The 26,323-nt window shown below is 65.1% G+C and carries 27 protein-coding genes, 1 tRNA gene and 1 pseudogene; 21 read left to right on the top strand and 8 right to left on the bottom strand.

All coding sequences use genetic code 11. From position 1 onward, the window contains the following. Together FJT57_RS16940 and phoU are read left to right on the top strand one after the other, a co-directional pair. Positions 1–165 (top strand): annotated as a pseudogene (locus FJT57_RS16940) (phosphate ABC transporter ATP-binding protein); the annotation flags it as partial. An 84-nt stretch (positions 166–249) separates the two neighbouring features. Then, complete coding sequence (phoU, locus tag FJT57_RS08450) at positions 250–927, top strand: phosphate signaling complex protein PhoU (RefSeq protein ID WP_144904088.1); 678 nt, start codon at positions 250–252, stop codon at positions 925–927. A gap of 39 nt (positions 928–966) precedes the next feature. Here the strand turns inward: phoU and FJT57_RS08445 are convergent, their stop codons facing one another. Next, positions 967–2,166: a KaiC domain-containing protein gene (locus FJT57_RS08445; protein WP_144904086.1), complete on the bottom strand. Its 1,200-nt coding sequence runs from the start codon at positions 2,164–2,166 to the stop codon at positions 967–969. Between the two features lie 190 nt (positions 2,167–2,356). Between FJT57_RS08445 and FJT57_RS08440 the strand changes: the two genes are divergently transcribed. The 5 genes from FJT57_RS08440 (at position 2,357) to mptA (ending at position 6,600) form a co-directional block, all read left to right on the top strand. Further along, positions 2,357–3,181: an NAD(+)/NADH kinase gene (locus FJT57_RS08440; protein WP_144904084.1), complete on the top strand. Its 825-nt coding sequence runs from the start codon at positions 2,357–2,359 to the stop codon at positions 3,179–3,181. 164 nt (positions 3,182–3,345) lie between these two features. Continuing rightward, entirely contained in the window at positions 3,346–4,590 is a 1,245-nt protein-coding gene (locus FJT57_RS08435) for an NAD(P)/FAD-dependent oxidoreductase (RefSeq protein WP_144904082.1), read from the top strand. A gap of 175 nt (positions 4,591–4,765) precedes the next feature. Next, the gene (locus FJT57_RS08430; RefSeq protein WP_144904080.1) at positions 4,766–4,996 is read left to right on the top strand and encodes a hypothetical protein; all 231 of its coding nucleotides are present in this window, start codon (positions 4,766–4,768) and stop codon (positions 4,994–4,996) included. 183 nt (positions 4,997–5,179) lie between these two features. Beyond that, a complete protein-coding gene (locus tag FJT57_RS08425) occupies positions 5,180–5,572 on the top strand; it encodes a DUF7124 domain-containing protein (RefSeq protein WP_144904505.1) in 393 nt (130 codons plus the stop codon). Positions 5,573–5,667: 95 nt separating this feature from the next. Further along, a complete protein-coding gene (gene mptA, locus FJT57_RS08420; protein ID WP_144904078.1) occupies positions 5,668–6,600 on the top strand; it encodes a GTP cyclohydrolase MptA in 933 nt (310 codons plus the stop codon). A 47-nt stretch (positions 6,601–6,647) separates the two neighbouring features. On the opposite strand, the gene FJT57_RS08415 is transcribed toward mptA, so the two are convergent. Next, a complete protein-coding gene (locus FJT57_RS08415) occupies positions 6,648–7,472 on the bottom strand; it encodes a TrmB family transcriptional regulator (RefSeq protein WP_144904076.1) in 825 nt (274 codons plus the stop codon). Between the two features lie 70 nt (positions 7,473–7,542). Continuing rightward, positions 7,543–9,297 (bottom strand): DUF255 domain-containing protein, encoded by a 1,755-nt coding sequence (locus FJT57_RS08410; protein ID WP_144904074.1) that lies wholly within the window; start codon positions 9,295–9,297, stop codon positions 7,543–7,545. 113 nt (positions 9,298–9,410) lie between these two features. On the opposite strand from FJT57_RS08410, the gene FJT57_RS08405 reads away from it, so the two are divergent. The 3 genes from FJT57_RS08405 to FJT57_RS17430 all read left to right on the top strand — a co-directional run bounded on the left by FJT57_RS08405 (position 9,411) and on the right by FJT57_RS17430 (position 10,502). Then, the gene (locus tag FJT57_RS08405; protein ID WP_144904072.1) at positions 9,411–9,899 is read left to right on the top strand and encodes an FxsA family protein; all 489 of its coding nucleotides are present in this window, start codon (positions 9,411–9,413) and stop codon (positions 9,897–9,899) included. 79 nt (positions 9,900–9,978) lie between these two features. Continuing rightward, positions 9,979–10,052: transfer RNA gene (locus FJT57_RS08400), tRNA-Ile, on the top strand. Between the two features lie 171 nt (positions 10,053–10,223). Continuing rightward, complete coding sequence (locus FJT57_RS17430) at positions 10,224–10,502, top strand: DUF7563 family protein (RefSeq protein WP_449405203.1); 279 nt, start codon at positions 10,224–10,226, stop codon at positions 10,500–10,502. Positions 10,503–10,780: 278 nt separating this feature from the next. Here the strand turns inward: FJT57_RS17430 and FJT57_RS08390 are convergent, their stop codons facing one another. Then, positions 10,781–11,029 (bottom strand): DUF4242 domain-containing protein, encoded by a 249-nt coding sequence (locus tag FJT57_RS08390; protein WP_144904070.1) that lies wholly within the window; start codon positions 11,027–11,029, stop codon positions 10,781–10,783. 749 nt (positions 11,030–11,778) lie between these two features. Here FJT57_RS08390 and FJT57_RS08385 point away from each other — a divergent pair. The 5 genes from FJT57_RS08385 (at position 11,779) to carB (ending at position 16,852) form a co-directional block, all read left to right on the top strand. Then, positions 11,779–12,024, top strand: coding sequence for a hypothetical protein (locus tag FJT57_RS08385; RefSeq protein ID WP_144904068.1), 246 nt, complete (start codon positions 11,779–11,781; stop codon positions 12,022–12,024). An 84-nt stretch (positions 12,025–12,108) separates the two neighbouring features. Further along, positions 12,109–12,360 carry a hypothetical protein gene (locus FJT57_RS08380; protein ID WP_144904066.1) on the top strand — a complete coding sequence of 84 codons (252 nt, stop codon included), beginning with the start codon at positions 12,109–12,111 and terminating at the stop codon, positions 12,358–12,360. 104 nt (positions 12,361–12,464) lie between these two features. Beyond that, positions 12,465–12,998 (top strand): DUF5815 family protein, encoded by a 534-nt coding sequence (locus FJT57_RS08375; RefSeq protein WP_144904064.1) that lies wholly within the window; start codon positions 12,465–12,467, stop codon positions 12,996–12,998. Positions 12,999–13,093: 95 nt separating this feature from the next. Beyond that, on the top strand, positions 13,094–13,333 hold the full coding sequence (locus tag FJT57_RS08370) for a helix-turn-helix domain-containing protein (protein WP_144904062.1): 240 nt from the start codon (positions 13,094–13,096) through the stop codon (positions 13,331–13,333). A gap of 273 nt (positions 13,334–13,606) precedes the next feature. After that, positions 13,607–16,852, top strand: coding sequence for a carbamoyl-phosphate synthase large subunit (carB, locus tag FJT57_RS08365; protein WP_144904060.1), 3,246 nt, complete (start codon positions 13,607–13,609; stop codon positions 16,850–16,852). 56 nt (positions 16,853–16,908) lie between these two features. Here carB and FJT57_RS08360 read toward each other — a convergent pair whose 3' ends face one another. Beyond that, positions 16,909–17,145, bottom strand: a complete 237-nt coding sequence (locus FJT57_RS08360) for a hypothetical protein (RefSeq protein WP_144904058.1) — start codon at positions 17,143–17,145, stop codon at positions 16,909–16,911. A gap of 25 nt (positions 17,146–17,170) precedes the next feature. Between FJT57_RS08360 and FJT57_RS08355 the strand changes: the two genes are divergently transcribed. Then, on the top strand, positions 17,171–17,782 hold the full coding sequence (locus FJT57_RS08355; protein ID WP_144904056.1) for a DUF6149 family protein: 612 nt from the start codon (positions 17,171–17,173) through the stop codon (positions 17,780–17,782). A 41-nt stretch (positions 17,783–17,823) separates the two neighbouring features. On the opposite strand, the gene FJT57_RS08350 is transcribed toward FJT57_RS08355, so the two are convergent. Next, entirely contained in the window at positions 17,824–19,143 is a 1,320-nt protein-coding gene (locus FJT57_RS08350) for an NAD(P)/FAD-dependent oxidoreductase (RefSeq protein WP_144904054.1), read from the bottom strand. A 161-nt stretch (positions 19,144–19,304) separates the two neighbouring features. Here FJT57_RS08350 and FJT57_RS08345 point away from each other — a divergent pair, with 161 nt between their 5' ends. After that, positions 19,305–20,180, top strand: coding sequence for a homoserine kinase (locus tag FJT57_RS08345; protein ID WP_144904052.1), 876 nt, complete (start codon positions 19,305–19,307; stop codon positions 20,178–20,180). A 213-nt stretch (positions 20,181–20,393) separates the two neighbouring features. Here the strand turns inward: FJT57_RS08345 and pdxS are convergent, their stop codons facing one another. Beyond that, positions 20,394–21,302, bottom strand: a complete 909-nt coding sequence (gene pdxS, locus FJT57_RS08340; protein WP_144904050.1) for a pyridoxal 5'-phosphate synthase lyase subunit PdxS — start codon at positions 21,300–21,302, stop codon at positions 20,394–20,396. 128 nt (positions 21,303–21,430) lie between these two features. On the opposite strand from pdxS, the gene FJT57_RS08335 reads away from it, so the two are divergent. From FJT57_RS08335 to FJT57_RS08325, 3 genes are all read left to right on the top strand, one after another. Further along, complete coding sequence (locus FJT57_RS08335; protein WP_144904048.1) at positions 21,431–22,201, top strand: DUF1405 domain-containing protein; 771 nt, start codon at positions 21,431–21,433, stop codon at positions 22,199–22,201. Positions 22,202–22,288: 87 nt separating this feature from the next. Further along, positions 22,289–23,395 (top strand): enolase-like domain-containing protein, encoded by a 1,107-nt coding sequence (locus tag FJT57_RS08330; protein ID WP_144904046.1) that lies wholly within the window; start codon positions 22,289–22,291, stop codon positions 23,393–23,395. 162 nt (positions 23,396–23,557) lie between these two features. Next, positions 23,558–24,673: a GNAT family N-acetyltransferase gene (locus FJT57_RS08325; protein ID WP_144904044.1), complete on the top strand. Its 1,116-nt coding sequence runs from the start codon at positions 23,558–23,560 to the stop codon at positions 24,671–24,673. 7 nt (positions 24,674–24,680) lie between these two features. On the opposite strand, the gene FJT57_RS08320 is transcribed toward FJT57_RS08325, so the two are convergent. Next, the gene (locus FJT57_RS08320) at positions 24,681–25,772 is read right to left on the bottom strand and encodes an aminopeptidase (protein WP_144904042.1); all 1,092 of its coding nucleotides are present in this window, start codon (positions 25,770–25,772) and stop codon (positions 24,681–24,683) included. 229 nt (positions 25,773–26,001) lie between these two features. On the opposite strand from FJT57_RS08320, the gene FJT57_RS08315 reads away from it, so the two are divergent. Further along, the gene (locus tag FJT57_RS08315) at positions 26,002–26,322 is read left to right on the top strand and encodes a HalOD1 output domain-containing protein (protein WP_162524319.1); all 321 of its coding nucleotides are present in this window, start codon (positions 26,002–26,004) and stop codon (positions 26,320–26,322) included. Position 26,323 lies beyond the last annotated feature (1 nt).

Genomic DNA, 26,323 nt, shown 5'->3' with positions numbered 1-26,323 from the left:
GTCGTCATCGTGACGCACAATATGCAGCAGGCGGCGCGAATCTCCGATCAGACCGCGGTGTTCCTGACCGGCGGGGAACTCGTCGAGTTCGACGACACCCAGAAGATCTTCGAGAACCCCGAGAGCCAGCGCGTCGAAGACTACATCACCGGGAAGTTCGGCTGATCCACGTATGAGCCGTGACCCGCCCAATTCGATCACGATGGTCGCCGCAACAGTATTAAACCGAACTCACGTGATCTGCTAACTATGCCCAGACAGGAGTACCAAGAGTCCCTCTCGAACCTCCGCGAGGACGTCCTCTATATGAGCGAGGTCGTCGCCGAACGGCTTCGACTGGGGCTCGACGCGCTCGAACAGAAGGATCGATCAACGGCGAAGGAAGTCGTCTCCGGCGACGACGAGGTCAATCAGATGTACCTCGACTTGGAGGGCGAGTGCGTCGACCTCATCGCCCTCCAGCAGCCCGTCGCCTCGGATCTCCGCTTTATCGCGGCGTCGTTCAAGATCATCACCGACCTCGAACGCATCGGCGACCTCGCGGTGAACCTCGCGCAGTACGCGATGGACGCCGACCGCGACGTCTTCCCCGAGGTCGACGTCCAGCAGATCGGCACGGAGACGCTCGATATGCTGGACGCCGCGATGGCCGCCTACGCGGACGAGGATAGCGAGGCGTGCTACGTAGTGGCCGACCGCGACGACGACCTCGACGCGATGTGCGAGGCGGCGAGTTCGATCGTCGTCCGCGACCTCATCGAACGCGACCCGTTCGGCGAGGAGAGCGTCGACGCGGAGGCCTATCTGCAGGATATCTCTCGACTGCTGCTCACGATCCGCGACCTCGAACGCGTCGGCGACCACGCGGTCAACATCGCCGCGCGGGCGCTGTATATGATCGAGGACGACGCGGCGCTGCTGTACTGACGACTCGTTGTCCGCCTTTTCCAGCCTCGATTCAGCAGCTCAGAAAATGTTCGCCTGTCGGTAGACCGAGATTCCCGACTCGGTGAGTTCGTAGGGCTTCGTCGCCCGCGAGTGATTCGCGTCCCGGATCTTCTGAATCTCGATGGCGAGCCTGGTCTCGCGGAAGTCGCTCTCGCGGACGTACTGCAGGACGAACACCGCGTCGGCGAGGTATTCGACGATTCCGAACCGCGAGGCGTAGGGGTTGTCTTCGCTCGCCTCGGAAGTCAGAAGCGTCGTCACCCCGGCGTTCTTCAGCGCCCGCGCGAACCCGAACACCTGACTTCGACGTTTCGGGGTGTGCTCGTACATCATCTCCAACAGCGAGACCGAGTCCAAGACCAACCGGTCGGCACCGAACGCCTCGATGAGTTCGGGTAACTCGTTCTGGATGCTGTCTAAGCTGTTCGCCATCTCGACGGGGTCGATATCGACGACGGCCAACTGCTCGTCTTCGACGTACGACTCGAAGTCCCAGCCCTTCTCGTTCGCCGTCGAGAGGATTCGATCGTAGCTCTCTTCGAGCGTGATGTAGACCCCGGACTCACCCCGTTCGAGCCCGTGATTCAGAAACTGCAGTCCGAACGTGGTCTTGCCGGTCCCGGCGGAACCGATGGCCACCATCAGCGACCGACGGGGGACGCCGCCGAGGATCATCTTATCGAGCCCCTCGATGCCGATGTCCAACCGTTCGAGGTCGGATTCGAACGACCCCTCGTCGAAGGCGCTCTCGTCGAACCCCCCTGGAGCGTCCCCGAAGTCCTCGAAGGCACCGTCGCCGCCCGGTAGAGACGGGGGACCGTCGCCACCGACTTGTGAACTGTCACCGCCGCCCGGACCGGGAGCGTTCTCCAACGCGGACGCGAAGTCTTCCTCGAACGGATTCCCGTTCCCGCTGTGTTCGGGTGGTTGCTCGAATGGATCGGCACTCTGGCCGCTTGCCGGATCAGTATTCTGTCCGCGTTCCGGATCGCTTTCCCTGTCGGTGCTGTCGCCCGTGTCAGCACCGCCGTTGGACACGTCTCCGGTGTCGTCGCGAGCGTCTTCGTCGGGGTCGCCGGGATTCTCGGAGCCTTCGAGGTCTTCGGGGTCGTCAGGATCGTCGGAGGTGTCAGGGGCGTCGACGTCCTCGGGATCTTCCGGATCGTCGGGAGCGTCCTCGCGGATTCCGCGCTCGAACCAGTCGTCTTCGTCGCTCACTGTTGCAGCCCCACAGGTACCGCTGCACGCCTCGATCGACGCGGTCTCCCGCCGTGTTCGTGGAGTCGATCCATCGCCGTCGTTTCCACGTCGACCGGCGCGGCTATCAATGTTGCCCGTGCGGCTGGTCGAATCCGAGACTGACGTGACGGTGCCCTTTTTTGACGTGGCGTCGAACGCTCCGACGGAAATGAAGGTGGCCATCGTCGCGCAGTGGGGAAACGACCGGACGGCCGCGCTGGCCAGCGAGATCCGGGAACAGCTGGTCGACGCGGACGTTACGGTGTGGGTGGACGCGGCGACAGCCGCCGAACTGGACGTACCCGGACGCGACGTCGACGAGTTCGACGCCGCGGACCTCGTGGTGAGCATCGGCGGTGACGGGACGTTCCTCTTCGCTGCCCACGGCGCTGGAACGACGCCGATCCTCGGCGTCAACCTCGGCGAGGTCGGCTTTCTCAACGCCGTGTCACCCGACGACGCTGTCGACGCGGTGCTGACCGAGGTGCGGCACTTCCGACGGGACGGCGACCTCCCCACGCGGTCGATGCCCCGACTCGTCGCACGCGGCGACGGCTGGGAGCTCCCGCCCGCGGTCAACGAGATCGTCGTACAGGGGTCACACCGCGGCCACGGCGGCGGCGGATCGGTCGAAGTCGCGATCGATGGATCGCCGTACGCCACGGGTCACGCCGACGGGGTTCTCGTTTCGACGCCGACGGGCAGCACCGCCTACAACCTCAGCGAGGACGGACCGCTGATCCATCCGGGCGTCTCGGGCGTCGTCGTCACCGAGATGGCCGCCGTCGACGGGATGCCTCCGCTCGTCGTCGACCGCGACGCGACAGTCTCAGTTACCGTTTCGGACACGGAGTCGACGGTCGTAGTCGTCGACGGGCGGATCCGCGAGCGCGTCGCGCCGTCGACGGAAGTCACTGTCGAACTCGCGGATCAGCCGGTTCGGATGGCGGGACCGGCGTCTGACTTTTTCGAGGCGCTCGGCAAATTAGACTGAGGGTCCGCCGTCTGGCGTCCAGCGACACCGACGATTCACCGCACGACTTTGACGCTCGCCGAACGCGTGCGTGACATTCGGCCGAAAATGTGCGTGAAACGTTGCCAAACCCGCGGCCGACCGGATAGCAATCCACATTAACCCCGAAGACGAATCGCTCGCATATGACTCAGTCGTACGTGATCATCGGCGACGGTGTCGCGGGCAGTTCCGCCGCCGAGACCCTCCGGGAGGAGGAACCCGACGCCGACATCACCGTCATCACGGACGAGGGCGAGGCCCTCTACAACCGGATCCTGATCAAGGAATTCGCGAAGGGGAAGCTCCCCGAGGCTCCGATCTCGATCCACGACGAATCGTGGTACACGGAGCGGGACATCGACCTTCGGCTCAACACGCTCGTGGTCGATATCGACGTCGACGGCCATACGATCGAGACGCACGAGGGGGCGGAAATCCCGTGGGACAAACTCCTCATCGCGACCGGCGGCACGCCGACGCAACTGCCGGTCGATAACTCCGACGCGGAGGGCATCCATCACTTCTGGACGTTCCAGGACGCCCGGGCGATCAAATCGCATATGGAGGCGGCCGACAGCTCCGTCGTCATCGGCGCGGGCTTGCTGGGCATCGACCTCGCGGCGATCACCGCCGCACAGGACGTTGAGGGCAAGTACCTGATGCGCGGGAACCGCTGGTGGCGCTACGCGCTGTCGAAAGACGGGGCGGAGATCATCCACGACGCGCTGCGCGAGCGCGACGTCGAACCGGTGTTCGACTCGGGCGTCGATCACTTCGAGACGGACGAGGACGGGCGCGTGACGACCGCGGTCGACCCCAACGGCGACGAGTACGACGCCGACTTCGTCGGAATCGCGATCGGTCTCAACTTCAATACCGAGATTCTGCAGGACACGCCGATCGAGACCGACACGGGCGTCGTCGTCGACGAGTATATGCGGACGAACCACGACGACGTCTTCGCCGCGGGCGACATCACCGAATTCGACGACCTCATTCTCGGAGAGCGCGCGCAGAACGGCGCGTGGGGCTCCGCGAAGGAACAGGGTTCGATCGCGGCGCAGAACATGGTCGAGTACGGCTCCGAGCCGTTCGAGTGGGTCTCCTCGTACTCCATCACCCACTTCGACTTCCCGTTCCTCTCCTTCGGTCACCCCACGCTCGGGGACGACGAGGCCGAGGCGAAGTACTCCGACACCGAGTGGCGGCGACTCGCATTCAAGGACGGCCGCATCGTCGGCGGCGTCCTCATCGGCGACCTCTCGCCGCAGACGAAGTACAAGCAGCTGATGAGAGAGCGGCGCGTCGTCGCCGATCAAAAGGACGTGCTGATGCAGGAGACCTTCGAGCTCGACGATTTGGAACTGGAAGAGACGGCCGCGGAGTGACGCCGTAGCCGACGGCGATTTTCCCTCTTGATTCTCCCTCTCTTCCTTCTCTTCGTTCCCATCTCGATCTCTCTTCCCCGTTCTCGATGTGACCTTCTCGGGGAGTTGTGCATCTCGACTGTGGTGCTCGTTATTCGCCCCAATCTTTATGATCGTTCCTGTTAATTGGTACCGTATGTCACGATCGGTCCGCAGTCAGGGGGACGTTGACATCGGCCCGACCCTGGTGGAGTGCGATCCGACCGAGATGAACGCGAGTGATCGGGTCCGCGACCTCGATCAGCTTTCGGAACGCGACTGCCGAGCCTTCCTCGACGCGGTCGAAGACGCCACGCGAGAGATCGATGCGAGTGAACTCACGGCCGGTGACGTCGTCCGCTACACCGCGTATTACCGCGTGGTGTGAGCGGAGGCCGTCGGCGGACCGAGGGCGCTTCTGAGGGTAGTGTCTGGACCGAGCGTTCGCTCGGGAGCCGTCGGTGGACCGAGAACGCTTCCGGGGACCGATGCAGTTTTCGGCGACAAGGCGATAGAGTCGGGTATGAGCGACGAGTCCTCGTCCCCCGGCGGTCCCGGCGGCGACGCCGAGATGACGCTTGCTTTCGAGTTGGCCGCGCTGCAGGCGCTCGCGGATCCGAACGCCGTGTTCAGCGACGCTCGACAGTGGACCGAGTACGTCGGCGTGCTGAGCGACAAGCCCACGTACGTCGTCACCAACTTCACGCGGAAACACCGCATCCGGCAGGATTTCTTCTCCGGGCCTCGCGGCGTCAAAGAGAGCTTAGAGAACGTCAAACGACAGTTCGACACCGCCCGTCACGTCTTCGTCGGAACGACCGACGAGGACAGGGAAGTCGCCGAGGCGGCGGGATGGGAGTACCTTCCGCTCGAACAGGCCGCCGAGGCCGCCGGATGGGCGGTCGCTGGCGACACCGAATCCGAGGACCACTTCGCATCGAGCGGTCGCGACGACTGGCCCTGAGCGAATCTGCCGACTGGCCCCGACCGGTCATCGTTCTACGGTTCGAAATTCGGCTAACGAAAGCGTTAATCGAACTCCGTCCCTCCCGTATGACAATGAGTCACCAGCTTCCCGACGTGCAGGCGAGCGAGCCCGACGTCACCGTCGGGTTGAGTCAGGTCGGTGTCACCGGCGTCGACAAACTCGTCAAACTCGCCCGCGACGGCAAGCGCCCGCTGATCCTGATGGCGGAGTTCGAGGTGTTCGTCGATCTCCCCAGCGGTCGCAAAGGCATCGATATGAGCCGGAATATGCAAGTCATCGACGAGACGCTCGAAGCCGCCGTTTCCGAGCCGGCCTACCGCGTCGAGGATATGTGCGGCGACGTCGCCGAGCGCCTGCTCGAAAAGCACGAGTACACCTCGACCGCGGAGGTCAGAATGACCGCAGACTTCGTCGTCCGCGAGGACACGCCCGCGAGCGAACTGCCCACCCAGAGCACGATCACCATCGTCGCCAGCGCGACCGCGACCGAAGAGGGCACCCGCGAGGAGATCGGCGCGGAGGTCATCGGAATGACGGTCTGCCCGTGCTCGCAGGGGATGTCGGCTTCACGCGCCCGCGACGTAATGCGCGATCTCGACGTCGACGAGGAGACGATCGAGGACTTCCTCGAACAGGTGCCACAGCCCGGTCACTCCCAGCGCGGTCACGCAACGCTCACGGTCACGACGGAAGGGTCGCCCGACGTCGATCTGATGGACATCGTCGAAGTCGCTCGCGACTCGATGTCCGCGCGGATCTACAACCTCGCGAAGCGCCCCGACGAGGACTATATGACGTACCACGCGCACGCGGACGCGAAGTTCGTCGAGGACTGCGTCCGGTCGATGGCCGAACAGGTCATCGACGAGTTCGACCACCTCGCTGACGACGCGGTCGTCCATATGAAGCAGTCGAACGACGAGTCGATCCACCAGCACAACGCCCACGCCGAACGCGAGGTCACGCTCGAACAGCTTCGCGCGGAACTGAACGGCGATCAGTAACAGACCTCTAACGGATATTTTTCTGCTACTCTTCTGCCATCTTCCTGCTACTCCTCGGTGGCGAACGCTGCCAAGGACAGCGGCTCCGCGGCGTTCCACCGCGGATCGAACTGTTCCCTGACGTCGGCGGCGAACTCGGGGTCCTTCAGGTCAATCATCGCGAACGCCTGTCCGGGGGCCAGCGGGTTCGGCACCTCGATGCAGACCTCCACGTCGTCGATGAGTTCGAACGTTCCGGAGAGGTCGGGTGCGGTCCGGACGGCGAACGAGGGGTGGTCAGCCAGCGTGTCGGAGTAGCGCTCGCCGACGCTCGGCGGCAGGGATGAGACGAGTTCCGGCGACATCAGCACGGAGACGTCGACGCCGCGATCCAGCGCGGCGGCGAGTTCCTCGGTGACGCGGTCGCCGATCACCCCGAGATCGAACTGCGGGGAGATGTCGCCGGAAACGACGACCAGCGAATCGTCGGCGGCCGCCAGCCGCTCGACGAGCAGTTCGACCCACTCCTCGGCCCCGACCGCGGCCGTCCAGAATTGGCTCTGGACCGGCTCTGCGGACTCTAACTCCGCGGTGAGTTCGTCGACGACGCCCTCGTACTGCTCGACTTTCTCTGCTAGCTCCCGGCGCTTGCTCTCTAACAGCCGATCGAGCGCCGTGTCCGGCTCGACGGCGACGTACTTCTTCGGGCGGCTTGCGGCCTGACTCCTGACGAGACTGTGCTGTTCAAGGCTATTGAGCACGTCGTAGATCCGACCCATCGGGACGTCGCTCGCCCGGGACAACTCCTTCGCGGTTGTCGCCCCGGTGCTGAGTAACGAGCGATACGCGCGCGCTTCGTACTCCGACAGCCCGAGGTCCCTGAGGCTCGCCATACCTCACGCTGCGCGTCCACCAATAAAAACGAATCGGCGGTTTACACCGATCCGACCACGCTGCCGACGCTCACGCGCCGCCCGTGAGGGCCGCGACCGCTTGCATCAACTCGTCGGGCGTCGTGGCTTCCCGGCGTTCGTCTCCCCGCTGGACGACGGCGACGCTTTCCGCGACGCCCGTCGCGTCGGGAACGACGACGGCCTCGTGGTCGGCGACCCGAAGCGCCGCCCGGTGGAGGTCGGTTCCGGCGCTGTCGCCGACGGCCACCACTAGATCCGGGCGCGTGAGTCGGGCGGCGACCGATCCGTACCCCGCGATCTGGATCCCGATGCGGTCCCACGCGCCAGCGAAGGCCGCGATTCCCGCGTGGGCGGATGCAGTGTAATCCGCTCTCTCCGTTTTCACGGCATCCTCGCCGGAACCGCTCCGGACCGCGTCGACGACGGCGTCCAAGTCGAGTAACGCCTCGGCCATCTCCACGCCGCCGTCGAGCGGCCGGAGCGGTTCATCGAGCAGCCCAACACCCTCGTCGGGGCCGTCCCGGAAAGCGCCTTCCGGTTCCTGCAACGCCTCGATGGCGCGGTCTGCGACGGCCTGCGCCACGGCGAGCGGCGGTCGCTCCGTCGCGAGTTCGTTCGGGCCGAGTACCTGACGCGCGCGGGTGAACGCGGCGACGACTCGCGCGTGATCTTCGAGGAGGAGCCGCGGGACGTTCGATACCGGGTCAGTGCTCCCGTCAGCCGCGGATTCGCCGTCGGTCGCGGCGCCGGGAGCGACGTGCGCCACGGTCCCTTCTCTGTCGATGAACCGCGCTTCGAGCTCCTCAAGCACGCGCGTGGCGTACTCCCGCGCGGTTTCGTCGTCGGTGTACGACGCGAGTGTCAAGAGCGCGTCCGCTGCCAGCGCGTTCCCGCCCGCGTAGGCCGTGAGATCGCGGCGCGGTCCGAATTCGGTCGTCCCCTCGCTATTTCTCTCTCCGGCGTCGTCTCCGTGCTCTCCGTTGGGCGCGACGCTGCCGCCGAAAGCGACTCCGTTCCAGAGGGTGTCGATGAGAAATCGCTGGCTCCCGCGGGCGGGATCGAGCAGCGACTCGTCGCCGGTGTAGAGGTAGCCGTTCGCGAATGCCCGGATGAGCGCTGCGTTAGCGTCGAGCACTTTCTCGGTGTGGGGATCGGTCCAGTCTCGCCCCTCGGCGTATCGGTAGAACCCACCCGCCTCGTCGTCGTAGAGCGATTCGCCGACCACGCCGAGCGTCTCGACGGCTTGGTCGCGTGCGCGCTTGAGCGCAAATTCGATCGTTCGCGGGAGCGGGAATTTCGCGTCGGTTCCCCACCCGGCGAAGCGCGGGTCCCACTTCTCGTCGAGTTGGCCCGCGAGGTGGGACTCGATTCGCTCGTCGACGGGTCCCGCGGGAGTCGGATCGCCCGCGAGCGCCCGCGGAATCCGTCCGGCGTCTTCGCCGCGGTCACTCCAGACGGTTCGGACGGAGTCGAGCACCTGCCGTATCCCGTCGGGCGCGAGGTACGTCGCGCCGGTGATAACCGCTCCCGACGGCGTGCAGAACACCGTTGAGGGGAAACCGCCCATATTGTACCGCTCACGAACGCGGGGGTGTCGGTCGACGTCGACGCGGATCGGGACGAACCCGTCGTTGACGTTCGCGGCGATCCGCGGCTCACCGTACGTTTCGGCGTCCATCTCGTGACAGCTGTCGCACCACGTCGCCGTGAGCGCGAGGAGCACCGGTCGGTCGGCCGCGCGGGCCTCCTCGAACGGCGCTGGACCCCACTCGCGCCACTCCACGTGCGTCCGGTCGTCGGTCATATCTGCGCTCGGGCGCGCCAGCGGGTAAGCCCTTCGAGGTTCGTGCTTTCTGGTCGCGCTGTCGTCGCCCACACGACACAAGGGATATGAACGGCGGTCGCCAACGGGATCGTATGCGAACGCGCTGGGTAATCGCGCTCCTGCTCGCGATCCCGCTCGCCGATACGCTCCTGCTGCTGCCGGTTGCGGGGGCGATCGGCCTCGTCCCGACCGTGCTTCTGGTGGTTCTCACCGGCCTCGTCGGAATGCTCCTCGTCCGCGCGGAGGGCAGACACACGCTGTCGAAACTCCAGCGGAAGGCGGCCACAGGGGACGTCCCGACGAACGAACTGCTCGACGGCGGCCTCCTCATCGCGGCCGGAGCGTTTCTGCTGACGCCCGGTATCGTCACCGACTTTCTCGGTTTCGCGCTCGCGCTTCCGGTGACCCGATACCCGATTCGGGAAGTCCTGAAACGCTACGTCGTTCGCCCCTATCTGGACCGCCAGACCGGCGGCTTCGTCACCGGAAACGTCTGGGTCGGCGGCTTCCCGAGCGATGACGATGACGTGGTGAACCTCGACCCCGAGGAGTACGGCCGTTCGGGCGACGATAACACCTAACCCCGGTACTGCGTGCCCAACGGCGGTCGAAAGGAAACCCTTAAACTACTCATCGAACAACGACTAGATGCGCTCGCCTGGGCCAATAGCTCAGTCAGGTTGAGCGCTCGGCTGATAACCGGGAGGTCCGCGGTTCAAATCCGCGTTGGCCCATATCGATCCATCCCCACGATGGGTCGGGTGATTTGGGGCCGTTCAACTCCCCAGCCACCTAATTCCGTTCGATAACCAAACTCACGAGTGGTCTCTATATTCGAAACAGAAGAAAAATACGGACGCCACCCCTCCGAGTCTTGCGGTTTTCATCACACGGAGGGAAAGCCGATGATGCGCCTCTCCTACGAGGCGCAGCCTCGGTACTGCGACAACTGCGGCGCACAGGTCATCAACGACTTCCGCCGTGTCTACGGCGACGGTGGCGGTGTCGCACATCGCTGCCTCGAGTGTGATACTGCCGTCCGGATTCAACAAGGATCCGCTGCCGGTCGCGACGTCCGAACGCCCAGTCTAGACGAGCGCCATCGAGAATGCGACGAGCGGGCTGCGACGACGACGCGAGTTCGCATTCAAACCGATAGACGAAATCGTCTGCGAACGGTATAGGCAGACAGCCGAGGATAGTGAGATCGTTGCGTCAGTGGTCGCTGGCTGATTCATCATACCCGAAGCAACAATCGCCCAGTAAGGGGGAATTACGTACCGACGTAGAGCCCTGGCCTACCTTGTGTTCGAAACCGTATTCGAGGTATTGCGTTTGGATCGTCCAAATCGCCCAGAGTATCGTCGCACGTGCAACTCTTCTCTCACTCGATCGCACGCTGTCGTGCGATCGGACGAGCAGTTCGTTGCATACGCCCTATCCGTTTCTCGGTGGGCCTACTTCACTCGCCCTGCTCAACTTCGAAGATCTCGTCGGCGGTGAGACCGTGGGCTTCTTTGTGGACTTTCTCACCTGCTTCTTTACTGGGACCCTCAAAGAGACAAAAAACGGCCCCTTCGTCAGCATCTACCCAGTAATTCAGGTATTTCACACCGTGTTTTTCCTGCGTTTCGAGGTCCTTTTTGTGAGCCTCCACAACGTCCTCAACGCTTGCATCAACATCCCTGTGAACGTCCATATACAGTGGCATAGTGCACGTCTATATGCGACAGGGCCACGGTTAGTTATTGAGCGCAATTTTTCGGTACGGCGCAATTATTCAGATGATTGCACGTCTGTCTCGGGTTGTCGGAGACTCTGCGACTGATATCGATTGCACACGGACCTTTCTATGTGAACCGGCCGCAGGATTCGTGCGGTCTATCTCACACGACTCCCTGCTCACCCTGAGTGCGGGCGAACTGCGCACCAGTGAACGAATGAACGAATGTGAGCGAATGCCCACGACGGCGGCGAGGTGACGGTGAGTGACGGATCGGGAGAGGGGTCTCTCAGAAGAGTCCGAGGGTTTCGGAGATGGCTGTAAATAGGACGATGACGAGGGCAAATACGCCGATTCCGATTGCTAGCTCTGAAATCACACTTATGTGGGTCTCCCGAGTGAACCTTCACTCTTAGAACGGATTAAGCCCTGAATTCACCCAGAATGTGAATTTATTAAAACGAATGAATCACTGTTTGAGCCTACCGTCTGGCGTGAGAAAACGCGAGCGGCAACCGCTCGTCACGGACGGTGGTGAGAGCCTTGCAGACGCCGTCTCGCAGGAATTCCAACACCGGAACTCGAAGGTCCACCCGCTCACAGGCGCTCTGGAAGCCCGCTCGCACGACGGCGTGCGATCGGGTGTGTAATCCGTTGCAAACGCCCCGATACCAGCATTGGTCTTCCTCCGTGCGCGTCCGACAAGGTGAGGGTGGTGCAGCCACAAGCGCGTACCAATGACCGACGATACCCGAAGCGAACACGGCTCCGACGGCGGGCTCTTCGAGCTGACGCGCGATAAACTTCTCTTGGCCGCGCTGCTGTTCGTCGGCATCGCGGGCTCCGGCGTCGCGCGTCGGCTCCTCGGCGAACTCGGATACGACGGCCTCGGAGCGATCGTCTTCATACTCGGTTACGGTGGAATGATACTCACGATCTGGTACGCGTGGATCCGGCCGATGGATATCACGGGGCCGAACTGATCGACGGGCCAGCCGAACGGCCCGTCGCGGCTCCACGAAGAACGGAACTTTAATACTCGATTCGCGCCGAACCACCGCATAAGGATGCTCCCCCTACAGCTCGTCGACAGCTTTCTGCTCGATTACCACGTCGGGCACGCACTCATCGCCGTTTTCGTGTTATCGACGGTGGGAGTGCTCCCCCTGAAATCGCAGAAGATCCTGGCCATCAACACCATCGCGTTCGGTGCCATCTTCGCGCTGACACCCCAGTCGCTCGTGCCGATCCAATATCTGTTTCTCGGTCTCGCACTCCTCGTCGTCGGCCCGCTGCTGTACACGACTGCGAGCAAGTGAGACGCGAAAGCCCCGACTCACCGCTCGGGGACTGCGACCCGCTTTTCGTCCGACTGATGCCGCGAGAGCGCGACGTTTAACCGCTGGCACCGACAACGCCGGGTATGGCACAACCGCAGGTTCCGGGCGACGGCGGTGAGACACTCGAGCTGCCGTGCGGCGAAACGCGCTCGGTCCGGACGTTCGACCTGGGAATGCGCGAGTTCGACTGCGCCTGCGGGGAACGGCACGCGATCGTGATGGACGCGCACCCACCCGAGCGGTTCCTCCCGGACTTTCTGGTGTCGGTGCTTCGCGAAGCGGTCGAGACGACGAGCGAGGAGATGCCCGAGTTCGGGACGGCGCACCTCCTCGGCATCGTCCTCGAGGAGTTCCCCCAGCGGGTCGTCTCCGCGGACGTGAGCGACGACGGCGACGTCGGCGCGGGTATCCTCTGGGTGACCGATTTCGACTCCCGACGGCTCCACGAGATCATCGTCGAACTCGTCGTCGAGTTGATGGAGCACGCGATCAGCCACGCCGAGGACGACGGCGCCGTCTCGGCGTTCGAAGCGCAGATGCTTGAATTCGACGTGAGCGAATTCGTCGCGGAGTACCGCGCCGAACGCGACCTCTCCGAAGACGACGTGTACGCGTGAAGGATGTCGGGATTGTCACCGGCTATGACCGTCACTCCTGATCGTCTGACGCCTGTCGCACTGAAAAATAAGCGTCACCGAACCATTGTGAGGGTATGATTTCGACCCGGCCCCCCGGGTTCGAGCAACTCCTCGACGTCCTCGCCGACGCCGATGAGCCGCTCACCGCGCGGGAGATCTGCGACCGACTCGACGAACGCGACGTCGAGGGCTTCGAGACGCCCTATCGGGTCGCGACCGTGCTCGGACAGATCGTCGAACGCGGCGGTCCGATCCTCGTCGTCGAGGGGAGTCCGTATCGGTACCGACTCACCGAATCGGCGAATCGCGACTGACACTGCGTCCCAGACTGCACCACTGACGCATTGGGGACTGTACTCACCGACGCATCGGGAACTGCACTCACCGACGCATCGAAGACCGGCCCCCCGTCCTGCGCCCCCAACAGCCCGTATCCTCGCAACCGTCATCGCAGCACGTGCCCGCAACTGTTGGCGCGGCACGGGGCCAGGGACGCCGTTACCCACACGTTACGAATTTCGAAATCGGCTTTCGCTTCTCGTAGTATTTCGCCGGGCTTATTACGATGTACGGACTTCCCCAGAGTAATGACTGACGAGGACATCGCGACAGACGGTGCGGCAGCGTCCGAAGACCGGACGATACTGCTCATCGGTAGCGGGCCCATTCAGATCGGACAGGCAGCCGAGTTCGACTACTCCGGCGCGCAGGCCTGCCGAGCGCTCCAGGAGGAGGGGGCGCGAGTCGTCCTCGTCAACTCGAACCCGGCGACGATTATGACGGACCCGGAGATGGCCGACCGGGTGTACATCGAGCCTATCACGCCCGAGGCGATTTCGGAGATCATCCGCAAGGAGGAACCCGACGGCGTCATCGCGGGACTGGGCGGGCAGACCGGACTGAACGTCACCGCCGAACTCGCAGAGCAGGGCATCCTCGAAGAGTACGACGTCGATATTATGGGCACGCCGCTCGACACCATCTACGCCACCGAAGACCGCGACCTCTTCCGCCAGCGGATGGAGAAGATCGGCCAGCCCGTCCCCTCGTCGACGACGATCTCGCTCGACGAGGGCGAGGAGGTCCAGCGCCTGACCGAAGAAGACCTCCGCGACCGCGTCGACGACGCCGTCGACGAGGTCGGCGGTCTCCCCGTGATCGCGCGCACGACGTACACGCTCGGCGGCTCCGGTTCAGGCGTCGTCGACGAGAAGGAGGAACTGTACGAGCGCGTCCGAAAGGGCCTCCGCCTCTCGCGCAACAGCGAGGTGCTCATCACCGAGTCGATCGCGGGCTGGGTCGAACTCGAATACGAGGTGATGCGCGACGCCGACAACTCCTGTATCATCATCTGCAATATGGAGAACATCGATCCGATGGGCATCCACACCGGCGAGTCCATCGTGGTGACGCCCTCGCAGGTCATCCCCGACGAGGGCCACCAGGAGATGCGCAACGCGGCGCTCGAAGTGATCCGCGAACTCGGCATTCAGGGCGGCTGTAACATCCAGTTCGCCTGGCACGACGACGGGACGCCCGGCGGCGAGTACAGAGTGGTGGAAGTCAACCCCCGCGTCTCCCGCTCCTCCGCGCTCGCCTCGAAGGCGACCGGGTACCCGATCGCCCGCGTGACCGCGAAGGTCGCGCTCGGAAAGCGGCTCCACGAGATCGAAAACGAGATCACCGGCGAGACGACCGCGGCGTTCGAGCCCGCGATCGACTACGTCGTCACCAAGATCCCCCGGTGGCCCAAGGACAAGTTCGGCGACGTCGACTTCACGCTCTCGACGGCGATGAAGTCGACCGGCGAGGCGATGGCGATCGGACGGACCTTCGAGGAGTCGATGCTGAAGGCGATCCGCTCGACGGAGTACGAGCCCGCGACGGATGTCGAAGACGTCTCCGACGAGGAACTCGAAACGGAGTTCCTCGCGCGACCGACGCCCGATCGGACGTACGCCATCTTCGAGGCGTTCGACCGCGGCTACTCCGTCGACGACGTGCAGGAACTGACCGGCATCAAGGAGTGGTACCTCGAACGCTACCAGCGCGTCTCCGAGGCGATGGACGCCGCCCAGGAGGGCGACTACACGACCGCCGCGACGGCTGGCGTGACGAACGCCGAGATCGCCACATCCACGGGATCGGCGGTCGGTGAGGTCGAGACCGCGGTCCCCGGACGCACCTACAAACAGGTCGACACCTGCGCCGGGGAGTTCGCCGCGCAGACGCCGTACTACTACTCCTCGCGCAAGCCCGAGTTCTACTCGGGGCCGTACGAGGGCGACGCCGCCGCGGGCGAACTCCGCGTCGACCGCGACGTCGAGAGTGTCGTCGTCGTCGGCGGCGGGCCGATCCGCATCGGGCAGGGCGTCGAGTTCGACTACTGTTCGGTGCACGCCGTGCAGGCGATCCGCGAGATGGGCATCGACGCCCACGTCGTGAACAACAACCCCGAGACCGTCTCGACGGACTACGACACCTCCGACGGCCTGTTCTTCGAGCCCATTACCGCCGAAGAGGTCGCCGACGTGATCGAGGCCGCCGACGCCGACGGTGTGATGGTCCAGTTCGGCGGGCAGACCTCCGTCAACATCGGCCACCCGCTCAAAGCCGAGATCGACCGCCGCGGCCTCGACTGCGAGGTTCTCGGGACAAGCGTCGACGCGATGGACCTCGCGGAGGACCGCGACCGCTTTAACCGCCTGATGGACGACCTCGGCATCCTCCAGCCGGAGGGCGGATCCGCGACGAGTGAAGAGGAGGCGCTCGATCTCGCGAACGACCTCGGCTACCCCGTACTCGTGCGTCCCTCCTACGTCCTCGGCGGCCGCGCGATGGAAGTCGTCCACTCCGACGAGGAGCTGAAGGAGTACATCGAGGAGGCGGTCCGCGTCTCCCCCGACAAGCCGATCCTCATCGACCAGTTCCTCGCGGACGCGATCGAACTGGACGTCGACGCCGTCTCCGACGGCAAGCGCGCGATCATCGGCGGCGTGATGGAGCACGTCGAGAGCGCGGGCGTCCACTCCGGCGACTCCGCGTGTATGATCCCGCCGCGCTCGCTCGACGCCGACACCCTCGAACGCGTGCGTGAGGTCACCGAAGACATCGCGACCGCGCTCGACACGGTCGGCCTGATGAACGTCCAACTCGCCGTGAAAGACGGCGACGTGTACGTCCTCGAAGCCAACCCGCGCTCCTCGCGGACGGTCCCGTTCGTCTCGAAGGCGACGGGCGTTCCGATCGCGAAGATCGCCGCGAAGGTGATGGCCGGGCAGACGCTCGACGACCTCGCCGCCGAAGAGCAGATCCCCGAGGACGTGAGCGTCAAGGAAGTCGTTCTCCCGTTCGACCGCCTCCCGGGGTCGGACCCGCGCCTCGGACCCGAGATGAAGTCGACGGGCGAGGTGATGGGGACGGCCTCGACGTTCGGAAAGGCCTACGACAAGGCCCAGGACGCCACGGGCAAGGCGATCCCCGCCTCCGGCACGGCGTGGGTCGACCTCTCCGCCGACGAGTTCCCCGACCCCGACAGCGAAGACGGGAACGCGCTCCGCGCGGGCTACGATACGCACTTCGACCTCGTCGAGTTCGATGACGAGGAAGCGCTCGTCTCGGCGATCCGCGAGGGCAAGATCGACCTCGTCGTCTCCCGCGACCGCGACGCCCTCGAAGTCTGCGTCGAAGAGGAGATCACCTACTTCTCGACGACCGCCTCCGCGTTCGCGGCGCTGGAAGCCCTCGACGCGAAGGACGAACCCATCGATGTCGAAGCCGTCTCCGATCGCCCGCGCCGCGTCGAGCAGTGGGGCGCGCGCTCGGACGACTAAGCGCGCAACCCACCTCTGACTGTTTTCGTGCTTTTCGACTTCCCTCTGCCGTAGATTTATCTACTAAACCGCGGCCAGACGCGCCGTGATCTGACGACGATCCCGCGTCGGATCGCGGTTGCTCGGCACGTCGACGCGGGAACGAAGACGACGGCGCTGTGGGGGGCGTCGTCGCGGGCGGTGTGCCGACTGTTCGCCAACCAGACCGCGAGGGTTTCCGAAGCGTTCCCTGTCGTGACGTCGGCTTCGATGACCATCCCGGACAGCGCTGGTAGGAAACGCGTGTCATTCAAGTTTCGTCGGACCCAGGTACCGGTAATGAAGCTCCGCCAGAACATCCGCCACTTCGCGGCGAAGAAGGCGCTGACGATGCCGGTCGTCGGCGACATCGCGACGGACAAACTCGTCGACCTCCACGTCCGCGTGTTCGGTGAGAAGGCCGATCCCGAACACCGCGAGGAGCGCGAGCCGCATATGGAGACGTTCTTCGAGTTGACGTTCGACACGTACGTCCGCGCGCTCGAAGAGGGCTTCACCGAAGCGAAAGCCCGCGAGATCACGCACATCCAGGCCAACTTCGACTTCTACAACCACGGCTGGACGGAGATGATGGAGTTCCCGGTCGACGAACTGGAAGCGCACTACGAGCGCTACGAGGAGTTCTTCGAGCGTTACGCCATCGACATCGCGAACCCGCTCGGGGACTTCCGCACGACGGAGGTTCCGGACGCGCCAGCGACGCCCGAACGACTCGACGATCCGGAGCACCCGCACGCGGAGAGTGGCTTCGCCGACGACGTCTACGTCGAAGACGAGAACGGTGAACTCCGCGTCGGCGGTCGTGAGGAACCCGAGGACGTCGACGTCGGCGCGGCTCCTGGGCTGCGAGACGTCGACGACGAGAGCGACGCCAACGAAACCGAAGCCTGACCGTCGGGCCGTTCCACACTACCTGCTGCGACAGTTTGGGATCATTCGTCGAGCGACGCGTCGATCCGGTCGGCCACCTCGTAACCCGCGACGACGCCGCCGTTGAGCGATCGCTCCGGATACTGCGCCGCGGACGCCATCCCGGCGTAGTAGACGCCCTCGCCGACCTCCCTATCGAGGTGGTACGGCACTACGAGGTCGAGATAGCCGCGCTCGTAGATCGGTGCGGCGCGCGGGTTGCGCGCGATTCGAAATTCGGAGACGGTCGAGCGGTCGAACTCCGGGAACATCGACTCGATCTCCGCGAGCCACGTCTCTCGCACCCCTCCGTCGTCCATTTGCCACAGTTCCGCCGTCTGGTCCTGCACGTACGCCGCGACGTAGAGGAGGTGGTTCCCGCCGTAGCGCTCGCGCTCGACGAAGTTCGTGTGCTCGATGAGCGCGCCGAACGGGGCGTCGTGCGCCACGTTCAGCCAGTAGGTGTCGAGCAGCGACTCGTCCATCGCGACGAGCCCGCAGACCGCCCCCTGAAAGTCGATGTCGCAGGCGTAGCCGGTGAGCGACTCCAGCACGTTCGGCATCGTCGCGACGACGGCGGCGTCGACGTCGTGTGACGCTTCTTCTCCGTCGTGTTCCACCGTCAGCGACTGCACCCGCCCCTCGGCCACGGTGAGGTCCGTGACGGGCGCGTCGGTGGTGATATTCTCCCGACCGACGGCGTCGACGAGCGCGTCGAGGAGGACGCCGAACCCGCCGTCGAAGTAGCCGAGGATCTCCCCGCGGAGGAGGTCGCGCTCGCCGCGGAAGCGGACCCGACCGAGGAACCACGCGGCGGAGATGTCGTCTTTTCGGTGCCCGTACTTCCCGTCCAACAGCGGGTCGACGAAGTTCTCGTAGACGCTCGCGGTCGTGTGTTCCTCGACGAACTCTCGGACCGTCACGTGCTCGTACTCCGCGAGGTCGTCGTAGGCGTCGAAGTCGGGGACGAGCCCCCGGACGTCGATTCCCTGCGTGAGCATCCCGAGCCTGAACTTGTCGTAGATGCTCATATGCGGGTACGCGAGGATTTCCCAGGGAGTGTCGAGCGGGTGGACGACGCCGTCGACGTAGTAGCCGTTGGTGCCGATGCGCCACTCGATCCGATCACCGAGGCCCAGTTCCTCGGCGAGTTCGACGATGGTCTCCTCCGATTTCGAGAGGTGGTGATAGAACTTCTCGATGTCGTCACCGGCGGTTTCGTAGGTGGCTGCGAGGCCACCGAGTTGGTCTGCGGCCTCGAACACCTGTACGTCGTATCCCCGCCCTTGCATCCGATAAGCGGCCGCGAGTCCCGCGATGCCGCCGCCGACGACGCCGATCATACCTGATTTTCTCGGCAGCAGGGAAAATGTGTTCCGCTCTGGGTGCCGCCGGTGCGTCGGCGGATTCGACGGGTGAGGTAGTCGCCTCCGGGATGCGTTGAGCCCCAGCCACCGCTCCGTCGTTCGCTACCTTTTTACCGCCGTTGGGCAATCTGACGCGTATGCAGACGGTCAGGGCCCCGGCGACGAGCGCGAATCTCGGCAGCGGATTCGACGTGTTCGGCGTCGCCCTCGATCGTCCCGCCGACGTCGTCCGCGTCGAGAAGGCAGACCGAACGACGATCGAGATGACCGGCGTGGGAAGTCAGTACATCCCGGAAGACCCCGACAAGAACGTCGTCGGCGCGGTCGCGGAGGCGTTGGACGCGCCAGCCCACATTCAGATCGACAAGGGCGTGCGGCCCTCATCGGGCCTCGGTTCGTCCGCGGCGAGTTCCGCCGCGGCGGCCGTCGCGCTGAACGCGCTCTACGATCGCGGACTCTCCCGCGAGGAACTCGTTCCCATCGCGGCCGAGGGGGAAGCCGTCGTCTCCGGCGAAGCCCACGCCGACAACGTCGCCCCCGCGCTCTTGGGCGGGTTTACAGTCGCCCGCGGCGACGCCGTCACGACCGTGGACGCCTCGATCCCGCTCGTGACCTGTCTCCCAGAAATCGCCGTCTCGACGCGCGACGCGCGCGACGTGATTCCCGCGTCGGCGTCGATGGAGGACGTCGTCCACACCGTCGGCTCGGCGGCGACGCTCGCGGTCGGGATGTGCCGGGACGATCCCGAACTGGTCGGCGTCGGGATGGACGAGCGCGTCGTCACGCCAGCCCGCGCGGAACTCATCACCGGCTACGACGCCGTTCACGAGGCCGCGCTCGACGCGGGAGCGACGGGCGTCACCGTCTCCGGTGCCGGACCGTCGGTCCTCGCGCCGTGTCGCGAATCCGACCGACGGCACGTCGCCGCCGCGATGGTCGACGCCTTCGCCGACGCGGGCGTCGAGTCGCGCGCGTACCAGACGTGCGTGAGTCGAGGCGCCACGCTGTACTAATTGTCCTCACAACGCTGTATCGATCGTCGCCTTCGGTCGGGAGCGACACGAAACGCCGCGGTGCAGTACCCGAGCCGCGACGCGAGTCGGTACTACCGCGGCTGATACGACGTGAGGAGGCGTTGCGACGGCCGATACGAGGCGAATGAAAATATCGCGGCTCGGAGCGAGTAGACGATCCCGCGACTCAGAGCGAGTAGACGATATCGCGGCTTAGACGCCGCGACCCTGCAGTTTCTCTTCTTCGGGGAGGCTCGTGTTGGCCTCGCCTTTCATCCCCGCACCGAGGTTCGAGGCGATCGAGGCGAGTTCGTCGGCGTCGTCCCAGTTGTTGACGGCTTCGACGATGGCCGTGCCCATCGCCGGTGGGTTCTCCGCGCCGAAGATCCCGGATCCGACGAAGATACCGTCGCACTCGTGGTGCATCATCAGCGCCGCGTCCGCGGGGGTGGCGATGCCGCCCGCCGCGAAGTTCACGACAGGCAGCCGACCCATCTCGGCGGTCTCGTGGACGAGTTCCGCGGGCGCTTCGTTCTCGCGGGCCCACTTCTCGCGCTCCTCGTGGGTCTTGCCCTCCAGTTCGCGGATCGACCCCTTGATGTTGCGCTGGTGGTGAACGGCCTGGTTCACGTCGCCGGTACCGGCTTCGCCCTTGGTGCGGATCATCGCCGCGCCCTCGTCGATCCGCCGGAGCGCCTCGCCGAGGTTGCGCGCGCCGCAGACGAACGGTGCGGTGAAGTCGCGCTTGTCGATGTGGTAGCGGTCGTCGGCGGGGGTGAGCACCTCGCTCTCGTCGATCATATCAACGCCGACCGACTGGAGGATCTCGGCCTCTTTCGTGTGACCGATCCGGGATTTTCCCATCACCGGGATGGAGACCGAGTCGACGATCTCTTTGACGTCCGCGGGGTCGGCCATCCGCGCGACGCCGCCGCGCTTTCGGATGTCCGCGGGGACGGCTTCCAGCGCCATCACCGCGACCGCGCCCGCCTCCTCGGCGATCTTCGCCTGTTCGGCGTCGACGACGTCCATAATGACGCCGCCCTTCTGCATCTGTGCGAACCCCCGCTTGACGAGCTCGGTCCCGCGGCGGAGTTCAGACAGATCAGTCTCTTCGGACATACCACAGAATTGCGGTCGGATGCACTTAAACGGTTTAGTCACGGCCCCGTCGGCGGTTTGGCCGGTGACAGAACGGGAGGAAATCGTCGAACCGGCATCCCTTTTTCACCGGCAGCCGAGCGTCGCATATGGCACCGTCTCGCGCGCCGTCGCCGATCGGCGCACTCGTCTCCGGCGAGGGGCTTCCGGAACCCGACGACCTCTCGCGGTGGCTCGCGCCGCTGCCGACGTGGCTCGAAAACGTCGGACTCCGGTTCGCCTGGGTCGTCGTCGCGATCAACCTCCTCGGCACCGCGTTCGGCTTCTGGTACTACGGCTTCCACCCGCTGCCGCTCTCGGACCCGCTCATCACCTGGCAGTTCGCGGCCGAACCGGTCTCGATGTGGCCGTTCGTTCCCGATAGCCCGATGGCGACGCTCTTCATCGCGCTGGCCTTCGCGAGCTGGAAGCTCGGGCGGACGAACGAGTACCTCGCCGCGCTCGCCTTCTTCGGCTGCTGGAAGCTCGGTCTCTGGACGCCGTACGTCCTCGCGGTCTTCTCGGAGGCGTTCCTGCAGACCACGTGGATCCCGCTCTACGTCTTCCTGTTCGTGAGCCACCTCGCGATGGTCGTACAGGCGTTCGTCCTGCATCGGATCGCCGACTTCCCCGTCCGCGCGGTCGCCGTCGCGCTCGCGTGGTACGCGCTCAACGACGTCGTCGACTACTTCGTTCCGATCGTCGGCGACCCGCACCACACGTCCCTGCCGCTGCCCGACGCGACGGTCGTCGACGTCGGCGGCGGGACGACCGTACTCCAACTGGCCGCCGCCGGGGCTGTCCTGCTCACGTTCGCGGCGACCTTCTTCGCGCTCGCGACGCGGGCGAAGAAGTTGGAAGCACGCGTGCCCGGCCGATAACTGGACACCCGTGCCCGGCGGATACCGGAGCGATCTGTTGATACCGCGGCGATCACGCTTTTCCGGATGCCGTACCTAGTATACCCGATGAGTGATCTCTTCGACGCCGTCGCCGACCTGCCGTTATCGATCGAATCGGCCGAGAGAACGCGGCGCGAGCGCGACACGTCCAGCGGGTTCCTCCGGGTGACGACGACGTTTCATCTCACGGGGTCGGAACCGGAGGAGCCGGAAACGGCGGGATCGGCGTCTCACGGGGGGAAGCACGTCGGCCGCGGCGAGGACGTCTCCTACGACACCGCCGATCACGATGCCCTCGCGGACGCGCCGTCGTTCGACTTCGCGGGCGAGTACACGTTCGCGGAGTTCTCCGCGTATCTCGACGACGTGGACCTGTTCCCGACGAAACCGCCGGAGCGCGAGACGGCGCGTCACTACCGCCGCTGGGCTGTCGAGTCGGCGGCGCTGGATCTCGCGCTCCGCCAGAACGACCTGTCGCTCGCGAGCGCGGTCGGTCGCGATCCCGAGTCGCTGCGGTTCGTCGTCTCGACACGGCTCGGCGACCCGCCGACGACAGATAGACTAGAGGCGATTCTCGACACCTACCCCGGAACCGAGTTCAAACTGGACCCGACGCCCGAGTGGGAGTCCGGGCTCATCGATGCCGTCGCCGCGACAGACGCCGTTCGGATCCTCGATCTGAAGGGGCTGTACGAGGGCACGGAGGTCGACGCCGAACCGGATCCGACACTCTACGAGCGCCTTCTCGATGCCTTCTCCGACGCCGTGTTCGAGGATCCGGCATTCACCGACGAGACGCGGCCGCTCTTCGACGGAGCGGAGGGACGCGTCTCGTGGGACTACCCGATCACGGGCGTCGAATCGGTGGAGGCACTCCCGTTCGAGCCGGAGTGGCTGAACGTCAAGCCCTCGCGGTTCGGCACGGTCGAATCGCTGTTCGAGACGATCGAGTGGGCGGAAGCCCGCGACATCGACCTGTACGGCGGCGGGCAGTTCGAACTCGGCGTCGGCCGCGACCACATTCAACTGCTCGCGTCGCTGTTCTATCCCGACGGGCCGAACGACGTCGCCCCCGGCGGGTACAACGATCCCGACGTCGCGGCCGGACTGCCGAGGAGTCCGCTGGATGCGCCGCGCAACGAACTCGGATTCGGGTGGGACTCAGCTCGGTGATTCGCGGAAAAACACGCTCTGGTCCCTCGCACGGGCAGCGCCTCCGAACCCGACGCTGACTCGGGATAGGGTCCCGAAATCTGATCGAGAGCTTCCCGATGGCACGGGCTACCATAGATAACGTGTCAATACTAACGACGCGCGGAGACCGTACGGTTGGGTATGGCGAACGTACAACAGGCGGCGGCGGAGGAGTACGACGTCCGCCGCTACCGCCCCGCCGACCGCGACGGATTTCTCTCGCTGTACGAGGCGGTATGGGGACGGTCGAAGGGACGCGAGTGGTTCGATTGGCGGTTCGCGGAGAACCCCTACGCCGACCGCGTCGAGATCATCGTCGCCGAACGTCGCGGGGAGGTCGTCGGCGCGGAACCGTTACTCGCGTTCCCGCTCGCCAGTGCTGAGGGGACGGTCACGGCCAGACAGCCGGTCGATTGGATCGTCCATCCCGATCACAGACGCCGCGGTCTCTTCACGCGAATGACCGAGGAACTGCTCTCGACGGCCGCGGATCGAACCTCGGTCCTGTTCAACTTCCCGAGTGAGGTCCTTCGTCCCGGACTCCAGAAGTTCGAGTGGACCGAACTCGGCTCGGTGTCGACCAGGTACCGGATCCAAAATTTGACCCGGTTCGCCCCCGACGATGACGGTGCGTCGGCGCGGGTGGCTCGTGCCGCGGCCAGTGCGGGTTCACCCGTGGTTCGGGCCTGTCTGGGGGCGATCGATCGCGTGACACCGACGTCGGACGGCATCGAGGTCGATCGGGTGGAGGGTATCGCGACGTCGGCCGTGCGCGCCGTGTACGGCGAGACGCGGCCCGAAGAGATCCACGTTCCGCGCCAGGAAGCCTTCCTCGCGTGGCGGTTCGCGAACCCGCGCTGGAAGACGACGACCTACGTCGCCCGCGACGGCGGTCGTCCGGTCGTGACGCTCGTCGCGGCGACAGAGCGGGTCGGGGAGTCCGTCCTCACGCGGCTTCTCGACGCCCAGCCGATGGTGACTGACGCAGCGAGGAAACCCGCCTTCGAGGCCGCCCTCGCCGCCCTGGTGAGCGACCACGCCACTGCGGACTGCCTCGAAGCGTCGACGACGCCGTTCCCGGGCGTGCTCAGACGCCACGGCTTCCTGAGCGACGCCGGGTTCCCGCTCGACCGTGTGGCGACGCCGACGACGCACGCCGTTCGGTCGCTTTCTCCCGATGCCGAGACCGCGTTGGGGGCGGACGTACTCGCCGCGGATAACTGGATCCTCTCTCTGGCCGACCGCGACGTGGCGTAGCGGTCCGTTAGGCGTCTTCGAATCCGTCCTCGAAGACGAACGTCCCGTTGCGCTGGACCACCTCGCCGTCGACTTCGATCACCGAGTTCTCGCTCATATCGACGATCATATCGACGTGCTCGGCGCTTTCGTTGCGCTCGTTGTCCTCGCCGACCGTGTCCGGGTAGGCGGATCCGACCGCCATATGGACCGTATCGCCCATCTTCTCGTCGAAGAGCATATTGTATGTGAAGCGGTCGATCGCGCGGTTCATCCCGATCCCGAGTTCGCCGAGGTAGCGCGCGCCCTCGTCGGTCTCGAAGATGCCGTCCAACACGTCCTCGTTGCGACCGGCGCTGTAGGATTCGACGCGCCCGTCCTCGAAGCGCACGCGCACGTCCTCGATCTCGCGGCCCTGTCGGTACAGCGGCATATCGAAATAGACCTCGCCGTCGACCTCGTCGCGAACGGGGGCGGTGAACACCTCGCCGCCCGGAAGGTTCGCCTCGCCGAAGTCGTTGAGCGTCTTGTTCCCCGCGAGACCCATCGTCACGTCGGTCTCCTCGCCCGAGCGGATGCGGATTTCGTCCGCGTCGTCGAGGATCTCGACCATCCGCGCTTGGTGTTCGCGCTGTGCCTCCCAATCCAGACTCACGGCGTCCCACACGAACCCTTCGTAGGCCTCAGTGCTCATCCCCGCGAGTTGGGCGTTGCCTGAGGTCGGAAACTGCGTGAGACACCACGTCTTCGAGAGCCGTTCCTGCAGGACGGGCTTCATCGCGCGGCGGTACGCCGCGTTGCGCTCGGGGTCGACGTCGGCCGTTTCAGTCGCGTTGACGTCGCCGCGGACGGCGATGTAGACGTCCATCTCCTCGTACATCGCGAGGAGGTGTTCGGGCGTCTCGAAGTCGCCGTCGCGGTTCCGGAGGAACGCGCGGGTCGCGCGGGAGTCGCTGTTGAGCGAGACGGGGTGCGCGCCGCGCTCGGCACACTCCTCGTGTAGTGCGACGACCAGGTCCTCGGCGGCGGCGGGCGCGCTGATCACGACGCGGTCGCCGGACTCGATCCCCGTGGAGTGGTCGGCGACGATCCGTGCGTGTTCGCGGATTCGCGGGTCCATACTCGACGGTCGTCCGTGCGGACCAAACGCCTTTCGCCACACGGGCTGCGTGGTTCCGGTTGTTTGCTGGCTTTCGGCCGTGTGGTGGCTCCCGACTGGGTGCTGGCTTTCGGCGTGCACTGAATCTCGGTCTACGGGGCACTCAGAGTTGTGTGCGCTCTCGACCCTTGATATGTAGGGGTGTACCCTATACCGCTCCGGCCCGTTACCCTGACTATCGGCCCTCGCTATGACCAACCACTCTGATCCACAGTCGATCGACGACGTCGACACCGACAGAGAGACGCTCGTATACACCCGTGAGCCGGACGAATCCCCCTCCAACAGCGTGATCGAGGCCGTCGGAAAGTTGCGCGGAACCGATCCGACGAAGCTTCCGTCACTGTATGAGTCGATCGACCCCGACGCGATCGACGACCTGATCGACGGACAAGCGGAGCGCTCCCTCGCTTCCACCGACGTGTGCGTGACGTTTCAGTTTGCAGGCTGTGAGGTCGCCGTCTACGCCGATCGTCGAACGATCGTCTCGCGGCCGATCTCGCATCGGTAGC

The organism is Halobellus captivus (assembly GCF_007655485.1).
Classification (GTDB): domain Archaea; phylum Halobacteriota; class Halobacteria; order Halobacteriales; family Haloferacaceae; genus Haloquadratum; species Haloquadratum captivum.
This window is presented reverse-complemented; position numbering and strand designations above follow the sequence as displayed.